The sequence below is a fragment of the Sphingobacterium sp. B29 genome (assembly GCF_001952815.1).
Taxonomy (GTDB): Bacteria; Bacteroidota; Bacteroidia; order Sphingobacteriales; family Sphingobacteriaceae; genus Sphingobacterium; species Sphingobacterium siyangense.
In genome coordinates, this window is record NZ_CP019158.1 from 5,303,656 (window position 1) to 5,316,741 (window position 13,086).

General features: G+C 41.5%; 10 protein-coding genes and 1 pseudogene. 6 read left to right on the plus strand and 5 right to left on the minus strand.

Annotated features, from left to right (window positions below; genetic code table 11):
* Window positions 1–39 precede the first annotated feature (39 nt).
* The 3 genes and pseudogenes from BV902_RS22720 to BV902_RS22730 all read right to left on the minus strand — a co-directional run bounded on the left by BV902_RS22720 (window position 40) and on the right by BV902_RS22730 (window position 4,581).
* Window positions 40–1,715 (minus strand): annotated as a pseudogene (locus tag BV902_RS22720) (sodium/sugar symporter).
* 51 nt (window positions 1,716–1,766) lie between these two features.
* Entirely contained in the window at window positions 1,767–3,095 is a 1,329-nt protein-coding gene (xylA, locus tag BV902_RS22725; RefSeq protein ID WP_075993907.1) for a xylose isomerase, read from the minus strand.
* Between the two features lies 1 nt (window position 3,096).
* Entirely contained in the window at window positions 3,097–4,581 is a 1,485-nt protein-coding gene (locus BV902_RS22730; protein ID WP_075994940.1) for a xylulokinase, read from the minus strand.
* A 120-nt stretch (window positions 4,582–4,701) separates the two neighbouring features.
* Between BV902_RS22730 and BV902_RS22735 the strand changes: the two genes are divergently transcribed.
* The 4 genes from BV902_RS22735 (at window position 4,702) to BV902_RS22750 (ending at window position 7,820) form a co-directional block, all read left to right on the plus strand.
* Complete coding sequence (locus tag BV902_RS22735) at window positions 4,702–5,724, plus strand: LacI family DNA-binding transcriptional regulator (RefSeq protein ID WP_075993908.1); 1,023 nt, start codon at window positions 4,702–4,704, stop codon at window positions 5,722–5,724.
* 96 nt (window positions 5,725–5,820) lie between these two features.
* A complete protein-coding gene (locus tag BV902_RS22740) occupies window positions 5,821–6,309 on the plus strand; it encodes a hypothetical protein (RefSeq protein ID WP_232475594.1) in 489 nt (162 codons plus the stop codon).
* Window position 6,310: 1 nt separating this feature from the next.
* On the plus strand, window positions 6,311–6,784 hold the full coding sequence (locus BV902_RS22745; RefSeq protein WP_075993910.1) for a hypothetical protein: 474 nt from the start codon (window positions 6,311–6,313) through the stop codon (window positions 6,782–6,784).
* 13 nt (window positions 6,785–6,797) lie between these two features.
* Window positions 6,798–7,820 carry a WD40/YVTN/BNR-like repeat-containing protein gene (locus BV902_RS22750; RefSeq protein WP_075993911.1) on the plus strand — a complete coding sequence of 341 codons (1,023 nt, stop codon included), beginning with the start codon at window positions 6,798–6,800 and terminating at the stop codon, window positions 7,818–7,820.
* A gap of 124 nt (window positions 7,821–7,944) precedes the next feature.
* On the opposite strand, the gene BV902_RS22755 is transcribed toward BV902_RS22750, so the two are convergent.
* On the minus strand, window positions 7,945–10,020 hold the full coding sequence (locus BV902_RS22755) for a Na+/H+ antiporter (protein ID WP_145329712.1): 2,076 nt from the start codon (window positions 10,018–10,020) through the stop codon (window positions 7,945–7,947).
* An 87-nt stretch (window positions 10,021–10,107) separates the two neighbouring features.
* The gene (glmM, locus tag BV902_RS22765) at window positions 10,108–11,490 is read right to left on the minus strand and encodes a phosphoglucosamine mutase (RefSeq protein ID WP_075993912.1); all 1,383 of its coding nucleotides are present in this window, start codon (window positions 11,488–11,490) and stop codon (window positions 10,108–10,110) included.
* Between the two features lie 200 nt (window positions 11,491–11,690).
* Here glmM and BV902_RS22770 point away from each other — a divergent pair, with 200 nt between their 5' ends.
* Window positions 11,691–12,272, plus strand: a complete 582-nt coding sequence (locus BV902_RS22770) for a phosphatase PAP2 family protein (protein WP_075993913.1) — start codon at window positions 11,691–11,693, stop codon at window positions 12,270–12,272.
* Window positions 12,272–13,081: a ZIP family metal transporter gene (locus tag BV902_RS22775; RefSeq protein WP_075993914.1), complete on the plus strand. Its 810-nt coding sequence runs from the start codon at window positions 12,272–12,274 to the stop codon at window positions 13,079–13,081. Before BV902_RS22770 ends, BV902_RS22775 begins: the two co-directional genes overlap by 1 nt.
* Window positions 13,082–13,086 lie beyond the last annotated feature (5 nt).

The following is a 13,086-nucleotide window of genomic DNA, read 5'->3' on the forward strand; positions in this document are numbered from 1 at the left end:
AGATTGATAGGAGTTTTTAAAATCTTATTTGCTATTGGTTTACCAATAAATAGAATATAATGCTGTAACCAATAGCGCTACGATCAATGCAATGACCAAAAACGCCCGGTGTGGTTTAAACATCGTGGTATCAACTTCCAATCCAGCTGCACGACACCGCGCTTATTGTCGACTATACTGATGAGAATCATACCGATAATACAGATGATGAAGACGAATCCCATTCTATCCAAAAATGGAATTTCGTAGACTCCTGTTGTTGGATTTGGAACGGAGAAACCTGTCGATGACAAGAATGACAGATCGACCCAATCCGGCAATTTCTTGAAGATGATGGAGAAAATAAAACCACCAATTGTTGCAAACAAAGCTGCATTTGAAGTTGCTTTCTTCCAGAAGAATCCTAAAATGAACATCGCAAAAATACCTGGAGATACAAAACCCGTATATTCTTGAATATATTGGAATCCACCTTTTTTATCAATACCCAAATGTGGAGCAATCAGCACACCCAAAATCATGGCAACCACAACAGTTAGCTTGCCGATATTGACCAATTTCTTGTCCGATGCTTCTGTATTGAATACTTTTTTATAAATATCCAAGGAGAAGATTGTAGCGATACTGTTTGCTTTACCTGCCAAAGAAGCGACCACTGCAGCTGTTAGTGCTGCAAAAGACAAGCCTTTTAAACCTGCTGGCAATAAATTCAACAAAACTGGATAAGCGTGGTCAGGGTTTACCTCACCATGTTGCATCATTTCATTTTGGAACAAGCCATCTTTCCACATTACATAGGCTGCAATACCCGGCAACACAACAATGATAGGCATTAATAACTTCAGAAATGCTGCAAACAAGATACCGTTTCTCGCGGTTTTCAAATCTGCTCCAAGCGCGCGTTGCGTGATGTATTGATTACACCCCCAGTAATTCAAATTAACGATCCACATACCGCCAATCAACACAGTTAACCCCGGTAAATCGAGATAGTTCTCATTTTTACGATCCAAAATCATATGGAAGTGGTCGGAAGCTTTTTCGGTCATCAAGTGATAGCCTTCCAATACTCCTGAGCCACCATAGTGCTCTGAAACGAGATTCAAGGCTAGGTAAGTGGTAGCCAAACCACCCAATACCAAAAAGAAAACCTGAATAATATCCGTATAACCGATTACTTTCATTCCTCCCAATGTAATGATCACAGCAAAAATCGCAATGGCATACATACAGGCATCCAGACTGATACCGGAAATACTACTTACCGCAATGGCTCCCAAATAGAGGATGGATGTCAAATTAACGACAACATACAACAATAACCAGAAAACGGCCATGATCATCGCAACAGTCCCATTATATCGTTTATGGAGAAACTGTGGCATCGTAAAGATCTTGTTCTTTAAGTATACCGGGATAAAAAATACCGCAACGACAATCAGTGTAATGGCAGCCATCCACTCGTAAGTCGCAATAGCCAATCCCATCTTAAATCCGGAACCGCTCATACCGATAAATTGCTCGGCCGAAATATTGGACGCAATAAGTGAAGCTCCGATAGCCCACCAAGTCAATGACCCCTCAGCCAAAAAATAGTCTTTGGAACCTACAGATTCAGATTTTTTGCGATAATACACCCATAATCCGTAACCTGCTACAATAACAAAGTATACCAGGAAAACGATGTAATCTTTTGTGCTTAAATAATTATTCATGTATTGGTAATTGGTTTAATTTGATCGCCTAATATAGAAATATTTTTAGAACTATATATATCTATTGACCAAATTTTCTAAATACTCCTGTTTACCACTAATCGTTTTCGGCTCACCTAATTCCACTGCTAAATCCCTTAAGTTCTCCAGGGTCAATGTCCGTTCTTCAAATGACGCACCATGGCCTGTATCAAAAGAAGCATAACGATCGGCCCGTATTTTTTTGTAATCCGAGTCTTGCAAGATACGATCTGCCGTAATAAGCGCGCGCGCAAAAAGATCCATACCACCGATATGTGCATAAAACAAATCTTCAGGATCTGTCGAGTTCCGACGGATTTTGGCATCAAAATTCACACCTCCACCTTGGAATCCACCACCTTCTAAAATAATCAACATGGCTTCGGTCAATTCATTGATATCATTCGGAAATTGATCTGTATCCCATCCATTTTGATAATCACCGCGGTTAGCATCAATGGAGCCCAATTTACCTGCATCTACAGCAACCTGTAGCTCATGCTGGAACGTATGTCCGGCCAATGTCGCATGGTTTACCTCTAAATTTAATTTAAAATCTTCCAAAAGATTATACTGGCGCAGGAAGCCCAGCACGGTAGCCGCATCATAATCGTATTGATGTTTTGTAGGCTCACATGGTTTCGGCTCTATAAAGAAAGTTCCTTTAAAACCATTTTTGCGGGCATAATCCTTGGCCATGTGTAAAAACTGGGCAAGATGTTCCTGCTCACGCTTCATATTGGTATTTAAAAGACTCATATACCCCTCTCTACCACCCCAGAACACATAATTTTCACCACCAAGAGCAATCGTTGCGTCCAAGGCTGCCTTGACCTGTGCGCCACCATGTGCAAGAACATGAAAATCTGGATTAGTTGCTGCTCCATTCATGTAGCGTTTATGGCTAAAAAGATTGGCTGTTCCCCAAAGCAATTTTATACCGCTTTCCTGTTGTTTTTCCTTCGCATAATCAACGATAGTCGACAGACGTTTTTCATTTTCAACCACATTATCCGAATAATCAACTAAGTCCACATCATGGAAGCAATAGTAGGGTATATTTATTTTACTGATAAATTCGAATGCCGCATCCATTTTATCTTTTGCCCTTGTGATTACATCGTTGCTTTCATCCCATGGAAATTGATGTGTCGGTCCGCCAAATGGATCAGATCCGTTACCATTGAAAGAATGCCAGTACGAACAGGCAAATTTAAAGTACTCTTCCATGGTTTTGCCGCCAACAATTTGTTTTGGATTATAATAACGGAAAGCCAATGGATTTGTACTGTCCTTTCCTTCGAATTGAATTTGGCCAACGCCTTTAAAAAATTCTTTTTTCCCTTTGATAATATTCATCTTATTTACTATTTATTTGTTTGTTTAATAATTCCTTCCATTGCTGATAATGCTCCTCATATTGCGCTACAAATTGAGGTTCCACTGTATACACAGGTTTCAAAGACCGAAAAGCTTCTTTAAAATCTGCATAATACCCACTTCCTATACCTGCTCCAAGAGCGGCTCCAATACTGCCATCATGATTAAAGATTTCAACTGGAACGTCAGTGGCTCCCACAAATGACTCCCTGAAAACAGCGCTCAAGAATAAATTTGCATAACCTGCACGAATCATATTTGGATACAGATTGTTTTCGCGCATGATATCCAAACCATAGCGAAAAGCATATGCAATCCCTTCCTGTATAGCACGCAGTATATCGCTTGTCTCATGCCTATTCAAATCTATCGCTGAAATTGAAGCTCCAACCGTTTGATTGTTGAGCATCCGCTCGGCACCGTTGCCAAATGGGATAACCTGCAATCCTTTGCTACCGATAGGAGATGCGCCAGCCTGGGCGTTAATCTGTTCGTAAGACAAATCGCTTCCCAACAAACGTCTACCCCAGCTATTCATAATGCCTGTTCCATTGATACAGAGCAGTACACCTGTACGGATATCATTCTCCTGATAATTCACATGAGCAAATGTATTTACACGCGATTCGCGGTCGGCGATCAGCTTGTCGCTGACGCCATAGATCACCCCGGAAGTACCTGCGGTCGCAGCAACTTCACCAGGTTGAAGGACATTCAGCGAAAGTGCATTGTTAGGCTGGTCGCCGGCTTTATAATTGATGGTCACTGTACCAGAAAGCCCAAGTTCTTCAGCAACAGCGGCTTTAATTTGACCATGCGTTGAAAACACAGGTAAGATCTCAGGAATAAGATGATCATCAAAGCCATAATAATCCATAATCGTACGCGACAATACATTATCCTTGAAATCCCAGAATATCCCCTCAGATAGGGCTGAAATGGAAGTCGTCACCTGCCCCGAAAGTTTCATGGCGATGAAATCCCCCGGCAACATGATCTTATCTATTTTTTCATAAATTTCCGGCTCGTTTGCTTTTACCCAGGCCAACTTTGACGCTGTGAAATTACCCGGGGAATTCAGATGATGACTCAGATTAAAAGACCTTCCGATTTCTTCAAAAGCGATATTTCCCAATTCAACAGCCCTGCTGTCGCACCAGATAATGGCATTTCGCAGCACATGCTGATCTTTATCGACCACAACTAAGCCGTGCATCTGGTATGCAATGCCAATGGCCGAAATTGCTTTGGGGTCATACAGGCCCAGCCCGTTTGCCTTCAACAGAGCCTGTTTAAAGTAGTCCCACCAATCGAGCGGGTTCTGTTCTGCCCAATTGGGCTCCAAAGTAATTATGGGAGCTTCTACATCCGGATATTGCACCGAGCAAACCTTACGTTGTGAAGATGCCTCGACAATCGAAACTTTCACAGAAGAAGTACCTACGTCTATACCTAATAAATACATGGTAATCAATTCAAATTGGTTATAAAAAACAACATCGGCCCAATATTGCAACCGGTTGCATAAAAGTAGGGTATGTTTCTGAATTATCAAAATATTAAATAAAATTATTTACTTTGGAGCGTGAATAAAAAAACGACAATTTATGATATAGCCCGTGCGCTTGGAGTGACAGTCTCTACCGTATCGCGCGCATTGAATAATGTGCCTACGATCAGCGAGGCGACACGAAAGCTGGTGCTCGACAAAGCAAAGGAATTGAATTACAGCGTCAATAAGTTGGCCTCTTCTCTCTCCTCGGGCAAGTCCAATACCATCGGTGTCATTGTTCCTACTATGCAAATTCATTTTTTTGCAGAAGCCGTACATAGCATTGAAAAAGAGTTAAAAAAACACAACTACAGCCTATTGCTTTATCAATCGAATGAATCGTTTGAAGATGAAGTCAATGGCGTGAAGACCTTACTTGAAGCTCAGGTAGACGGCATCATTGCTTCGTTGTCGCTGGAGACGCAAGAAACCCAGCATTTTCAGGAAGTGATCAATCAGCGCAAATGCCTGGTTATTTTTGACCGTACCCATAAAGATATTCCTGCTCCTGTGGTCAAACTTGACGATTTTAGAGCCGGCTACCTTGCAACACAGCACCTGCTCGAACAGGGCTACAAAAACATTGCCTTTATCACAACGGACAAAGAAATCGCTATTTTCCAGGATCGTTTCCATGGTTTCGAAGCGGCCTTAAAAGATGCGCAGATTTCCCCACGGGAAGACTTTATCATTCGCGGCGACTTATCCATTGAAGCCGGCATCAAAGGAACTAAACAGATTCTAAAATCTGCAATCCAACCGGACGCCTTTATTGGTGGTGATGACTTTACAGCTGTCGGGATTATTCAGGCATTAAAAACTGCAAATATTGCCATTCCAGCAACAGGAGTGATCGGTTTTGCAAACCAGACCTTTTCTTCTTTTATCAGCCCTACACTGTCAAGTATTGATCAACAGGCCAACAAAATGGGGGAAGAATGTGCAAAACTCTTTCTGAAAATGGTCAAACAAAAAAATCCGTACGATGCCATCGAACAGATTGTTCTTGATCCCATATTGATAAAAAGAAAATCTACCAATAGAATAGACAAATAATCAGTACCTTTGCCTAAATTTGTTTAAATGCAAGCCCGGCAGAAATTTAGGATAATAAGCATCTGCTTATTATTCGTCATTCAGGCCCTTTTTTTAGTGGCCATCTTTGTAGAAAATACACATTCTTATATTGTATTGGCTTTTATTGGCCTATTGTCCTTACTGATCTTATACAGTTACCTTAAATCGCCCATTCATCATCACAGGCATGAATATGAATCGATTAAAATTGCTATTTGGGTACCTATAGGTGCGATTTCATCCTACTATTTCAATCAGATCTTCGGTTTGGGTCCTGTATTGGGGGCAGCGCTGACAGGTACCATAGCCTCTTTCATTCCAAATATCAACAAAAATTCGACTTATCTGCCCCACCTTCCAGCAGCAATTTATTGCGGCGCATTTGTAGGAATGTCCAATGCGCAAGTGGCTCATGGGTTCTCTTTTATTTTAGCAGCGAGTATTTTTACAGCGATCTTTCTGATTGTATCGAAAAGTTTATTAAATGGTGTCGGCGGTAAACTAGGCACATTGGCCTTTCTTGGTGTTTCACTGACTTACCTCCTTTTATATATTTTTAAGTAATATGGAAACATTCATTTTATACCTAGTTGGCATCATCGGGAGCACGGCGACATACTATGTCAACACCAAGTTTCACCAAGGGGCAGTGCGTTCATCGGCATTGCTGACCTTACTTGTTGCAGGTTTTCTACATTTCTTCCCACAAAGTGTTCCTCCTCATCTCGCACAGTACATTCCCCCTATTTTTATAGGCGCGTCATTTATAGGCATGGTCTCCAAAAACCAGTTATCAACCTATTTCGGTTTGGCTCTAGCTGGCGCTATTTTCACGACAATACTGCTCAATACCAGTAAATTTTTTACTGGTTATGGCGGAGCCCTCGGCACTTCCGCCTGCATCGCGCTGTTGGTCGTACTGAGCATTCCTTATTTTAAATCACCACGGAAAATGACCGTTGGATTTCTTCAGCTCCGCAAAACAATCTTAAAAAAACAGGGAAAAATTTCAAAAAGACGAGTAGATTTGTTTAAATAAAAAGCATAACCACATGAAACCTTTATTTCTGGTCTTTATTATCCAAACCTTCTTATTGAGCCAGCTGAGTGCTCAACAAGCAAAAATCAACATCGTAAATCAAGAACGCAACAGCAGCTACAGAGGCCTAAGTGTAGTCGATGATACAACTGTATGGGTAAGCGGAAGCAATGGTACCGTCGGGCTCAGCACCGATGCTGGAAAAAACTGGCAGTGGGTAAATCCAATTGGCTACGAAAAAACAGATTTTAGGGATATCGAAGCATTTGATGAGAACGAAGCCTTAATTATTTCGGCAGGTTCCCCGGCCATCATCTTAAGTACCCATGACGGCGGTCGAAGCTGGAAAGAAGTATTCATAGATAAGCGGCCCGAAATATTTTATGACGGTTTTGCTTTTACACCAAAAGGGATCGGTATTGCCTTTGGCGACGCCATTCAGGGGAAAATGCCACTATTAAAAAGCATCGATTTCGGAAGGTCCTGGAAAGATATATCCGCGAATATGCACTTTACAATTACCGAAGGAGAGGCCGGTTTTGCGGCCAGTGGAACCTCCATCTACTGCGATAATAAAGGGACATACTGGATTGCCACCGGTGGAACAGCAGCCAATATCTACAGCAGCAAAGATCAGGGGGACACATGGCAACGTTACAGCTGCCCCATCATTCAGGGGAAAAATAGCACCGGTCCTTTTTCCGTTGCATTTTACTCGTCGAAAACTGGTATTGTAGTCGGTGGCGATTACAAAGAGGATAAAAACAAAGACAAAAATAGCCTGTTAACCAACGATGGCGGTAAAACATGGTTTGCGCCAGAAACAGCTCCCGATGGCTTTAAGTCGGCCGTTATTTACCTTTCAAAAAAACAGCTGATCAGCACGGGAACCTCGGGTACAGACCTCTCTAATGACGGCGGAAAAAACTGGACGCCTATCGGAAAGGAAAGCTTCAATGCCGTACAAAAGGCAAAAAAAGGCCAAGCGATATTTTTAGTGGGTGATAAAGGAAAAATAGCGAATTTAGCATTATAAGCTAAATTCGCTATTTTTTGCACCTCTACACGCTATTTCTTACAACAACGGCGCACTATTTTTTGCAACACTGGAGCTAGGTTTCGCAGTGCAAAAAAACTGAGATTTACTCACTTATAAACAACTACTTGCGCGACAAACGCGATTCTTCCAAATCCAGGGAATACTCGATCTCTTTAATAACATCACTGTCAAAGGCCTTGCTTTCCTTGATCTTGTACAGGCCGTCACGACGTAGCGCCAAAAGTTCCAACATAATTTTATTATAGAGCCCCCTTACTGCAGAAAGCTGCGCACGTGTATCCTCCTCTTTCGCTCGTTCGGATGCATTTACACTCCGGATGATCTGCTCTTTAACACGGGCAATTGTCTCATGCTCCAGCATTTCCTTTGCGTAATGTTTATCCAGATACGCAATAGATTCTTTACCAAGACGTACCCGAATCTCATCGATTTGCTCCTCCATTGAAGCTTGCTCATCGACCTCTTCAATTTTTATCAATTTAATCAACAAAGGCAATGTAAGCCCCTGAAAAACAAGCGTCACTAAAATCACCACAAACGTAATGAACAAAATCAGATTTCGGTGTGGGAAGGCCGTTCCATCATATAAAGTCAATGGTATTGCCAATGCTGATGCCAAAGAAACCACTCCGCGCATACCGGCCCAACCAACGACCAGGGGTAATTTCCACCCTGGACTCTTTTCCTTGATGCGGACCCGTTTGAATAATATCCTGGGAACAAAAGCCGAAAGATAAACGGCGATTAATCGCAAAACAATAACAATTACACAAATCGCCAATGCATAATCAATAGCTTCCTCCATGGAGTATTCCCCCAAACCATTGATGATCACCGGGAGTTCAAGTCCAATGAGGATAAAGACAAATCCATTTAAGAGAAAACCCACTGTCGCCCACACTTCTTTGGTTTGGATCCGTGTATGATAGTTGAGGTAATCCCCTGCCCGGAAGGAAAGAAACAATCCGCCACTAACCACGGCCAAGACCCCCGACCACTCAAAATGCTCCGCAACAATATACATCAGGTAAGGTGCAATAAGGGTTATGGGTGTTGAAATACTCGACGACTTAGCAACATAACGTAGGAATATATAGAGGATGTGACCGATGACCAGACCAACGACAACACCCATGACCGATAACATCAGAAACTGCGTCGTCGCATTGCTCATCACAAACTGGCCAGTAAGAATCGCAATGGATGCAAATCTAAATACCGTCAATGAGGCTGCATCATTCACCAGGCTTTCCCCTTCCAATATCGCAATTCCACGTTTAGGAATACTTACTCCTTTCAGGACAGAACTAGCAGCCACGGCATCTGGAGGAGAGATAATCCCACCCAGTAAAAAGCCCAGCGCCAAGGTAAATCCCGGAATAATACTGACCGAAAAGTAGGCAATCGCCAGCGATGTGAAGAAGACCAAACCAAAGCCCATGATAAAAATAGACCGTCGCCACTTTAGAAAATTCCCCCAATTGGTATACCAGGCTGCTTCAAAAAGTAAGGGTGGCAAAAATACCATAAACACGATATCAGGATCAACACTTATGACAGGTGCCCCGGGGATCAACGAGATCACAAGTCCGCCAACAACCAACAGAATGGGGTAAGAGATCTTGAGGCGTTGACTCAGCACAAATAACATGGCCATAAAGAAAAACAGCACCATCACCAATAACAGGTTACTGTGAATTTTCTGACCTGCCTTTCCACCTACGGCCGCTTTCACATCCGCATAAGGTGCCGACATGGACATGCTGTATTGACGAAGCTTCCATTCATTGTCCTGCTTACTTAATACGCCCACGCCACGAAAGGACTTGGTATTGATCTTAAACGTTTCATCAAACCAGGCCGTCGTGCTATCGGCATTAAAGCTGATATGCCGCTTGTCATAGGTGTAAGTCCAGGCATTTTTGGGATTGAAATATTGATCGCTGAACTTCTCTGCATGGGCTTTATCCCACCTTTCATCATGATCAGTACCCAAAATAACTCCATCTGAAGCAATAACATTCAAAAATGGACCATACTTTACCTCACCCGAAGTTTTGTGCCAACGATCCAGTAGCCCATTGATTTCGTCCATAGGCTGCTGGGCACTTGTCGGAAAGACAAATAAAATTAAACTAAGAAAACAATACGTACCTAAAATGATCTTTCTAATCATACATTATAAAACTTCGTAATAGCTAAGAAAATCCTCTTCCGATGAGATCAGTCTTAAAACAAAAAGCTGCATATGCAGCTTTTGTCGTTATTTAATTATTTCTTCAATTTCGCGGATAATCTTCTGCGCGATCTGCTCAGCAGCTTCAGGCGTAGGTCCCTCCGAGTAAATCCGAATAATCGGTTCGGTATTCGATTTACGTAAATGAACCCATTCATTTTCAAAGTCTATTTTCAATCCATCGATTGTTGAATGGTCTTCATTTTTATATTTTTCCTCCATTTTGGCCAATAAGTTGTCAATGTCCAATTCCGGAGTCAGTGTAATCTTGTTTTTTGACATAAAGTACTGCGGTAAAGAGGCGCGGTATTCGGAGGCTTTTTTACCAAGTTTAGCCAGATGTGTCAAGAAGATCGCTACCCCTACCAGTGCATCACGGCCATAGTGAGATGCAGGATAGATAACACCGCCATTTCCTTCTCCGCCAATTACCGCATCCACTTCCTTCATCTTTGTAACCACGTTGACTTCACCAACAGCAGCGGCATAATATTCGCCACCATGTGCTTTAGTCACATCACGCAGTGCGCGTGTAGAAGATAAATTAGAAACTGTATTTCCTTTTTTATGCTGCAATAAATAATCTGCTACTGCCACTAAGGTATATTCTTCACCAAATAGCTCACCATCCTCCATCATAAAGACCAATCGATCTACATCTGGATCTACAGCAATCCCTAAATCAGCTTTGTTTTCAATAACCGCAGCTGATAGATCTGTCAAATTCTCTTTTAATGGTTCGGGATTATGCGGAAACTGACCATTCGGCTCACAATGGATTTTATAGATTGTCTGCACACCAAGCGCATCCAATAAGGCAGGTATAAATGTACCACCTGTACTGTTTACGGCATCCAAAGCAACTTTAAAATTAGCGGCTTTAATAGCTTCCTTATCAACATATTCCAACGCTAATACAGCGTCTACATGTTTCTGTAAATATGAATAGTCTTTATGAACCTGTCCTAATGCTTCAACTTCGGAAAAATCAAAGTCTAAGGATTCACCAAGGGCCAATACCTCTTGCCCTTCGGCATCTGAAATAAATTCGCCCTTTGCATTCAGTAACTTTAGCGCATTCCATTGACCTGGATTGTGTGAAGCAGTCAAAATAATACCACCAGCAGCTTTTTCCATAGGTACAGCGATCTCTACCGTTGGCGTTGTTGAAAGACCTAAATCAACCACATTAACACCGATGCTTTGCAAGGTACCAATCACCAAATTACTTACCATCTCACCAGAAACACGCGCATCTCTTCCAACAACAATTTTTTTGATACCACTCTGCTTAACAATTATTTTGCCATAAGCAGCTGTAAACTTAACGATATCTATTGGGGTAAGTGCCTCTCCAGCACGCCCGCCTATCGTACCTCGAATTCCTGATATTGATTTAATTAAAGTCATTTCTTTTGAATTGATTAACGTGTAAATTTAGCACAATGGCAATAAAATATCGAATTAAAATTATAATTAATGAATATTTAACGTATATTTGTTGCAACAAAGTTGTTTTTAAAAGAAACAACCGTTTGCAATGAAATTATTTTTACTTTTGAAAAGTGAGTTTTTAAAGTTTGGGAATTTCATTGTCATCAGCAACATTTATGATTCAACAATTAGTACACATCGATCAAGAGATTTTTCTGGCCATTAATCAGGGCTTGAGTAACCCCGTGTTTGATTGGTTATTGCCTATACTACGCAATCCATATACCTGGGCCCCCTTGTATTTATTTCTGATCATATTTTTCATAAAGACCTATGGAAAAACGGGAATTCTAATTGTTGCCATGACCTTGGTTACCTTCGGAATTTCCGATGGTATATCATCTCATTTGATCAAAAAGACTGTAAAAAGGATTAGACCATGTAACGACGTGGAGTTTAAAGAAAATGTCAACATCCGGGTGCGATGCGGCTCCGGGTTTAGCTTTACCTCCTCTCATGCGGCCAATCATTTTTCCCTTGCTTTTTTCTGGATTGTACTTTTCCGGAGAAGATGGAAACATGTGCTTTGGCTTTGTATTACCTGGGCAACCCTAATTTCAGTCTCTCAAATTTATGTTGGTGTCCATTACCCGTTTGATGTCCTCTGTGGTTCAGCCTTAGGTATCCTGGTTGGATTGGCAACAGGCTACTTATTCAAACGGTTTGTGCCTAGCTTTTTTAAAACTGAACACGTATAATGAATTCAATTTTATTGATTTTAATTTTATTCATACCTGCATTTGCAAGTGGAATTGCTGTATTTTTTGTACAAAAGAAAGGAACCAGTTTCCTTAAACTCATCCTTTCTTTCAGTGGAGCCTATTTATTCTCTATTACGGTACTGCACCTCATTCCGCATGTCTATCAGTCTAACAATACTTCACCTGAGGTATTGGGTATTTATGTGCTTGCTGGATTTCTTTTCCAGCTCTTTCTTGAACAGTTCTCCCAAGGGATCGAGCATGGCCATATCCATACCGACAATGATCACGACCACCACAATCATCGTTTTCCAATAGGTATTATGTTCAGTCTATGTCTTCATGCTTTCCTTGAAGGCATGCCACTCGCGGCAACACATCAGACTGAACTTGCACTAGGCATATCCATCCACCACATTCCGGCGGCATTTGCATTGGGAAGTATTCTAATAAGCACGCATTTAAAGAAAAACACCATCCTCATTACACTAGCTTTATTTGCAGCAATGACCCCTTTTGGCTTTTTGCTGAGCAAAGCCATCAGTGCAGGTGAAGTAGGCAATATCCAGCAATATTTTGATAAAATCATGGCCGTGGTTATTGGTATCTTCTTGCACATATCGACAACGATACTTTTTGAATCGGGCTCAATTGACCATCATAAATTCAATAAAAAGAAAATGATTGCTGTGATAGCCGGTGTTGCTATTGCACTCGGAAGTTTCTTATTTGTCGGAGAACATGATCATGGGCACGATCAGCATCAACAACCGCATGATCATGAACATCATGACCATGCGCATTAATTTCT

Bases quoted from the DNA above. Each gene is read 5' to 3' on its own strand.
- xylA (WP_075993907.1), bottom strand. From the start codon at position 3,095: ATGAATATTATCAAAGGGAAAAAAGAATTTTTTAAAGGCGTTGGCCAA.
- BV902_RS22730 (WP_075994940.1), bottom strand. From the start codon at position 4,581: ATGTATTTATTAGGTATAGACGTAGGTACTTCTTCTGTGAAAGTTTCG.
- BV902_RS22745 (WP_075993910.1), top strand. From the start codon at position 6,311: ATGGAAACATTCATTTTATACCTAGTTGGCATCATCGGGAGCACGGCG.
- BV902_RS22750 (WP_075993911.1), top strand. From the start codon at position 6,798: ATGAAACCTTTATTTCTGGTCTTTATTATCCAAACCTTCTTATTGAGC.
- BV902_RS22755 (WP_145329712.1), bottom strand. From the start codon at position 10,020: ATGATTAGAAAGATCATTTTAGGTACGTATTGTTTTCTTAGTTTAATT.
- glmM (WP_075993912.1), bottom strand. From the start codon at position 11,490: ATGACTTTAATTAAATCAATATCAGGAATTCGAGGTACGATAGGCGGG.
- BV902_RS22770 (WP_075993913.1), top strand. From the start codon at position 11,691: ATGATTCAACAATTAGTACACATCGATCAAGAGATTTTTCTGGCCATT.
- BV902_RS22775 (WP_075993914.1), top strand. From the start codon at position 12,272: ATGAATTCAATTTTATTGATTTTAATTTTATTCATACCTGCATTTGCA.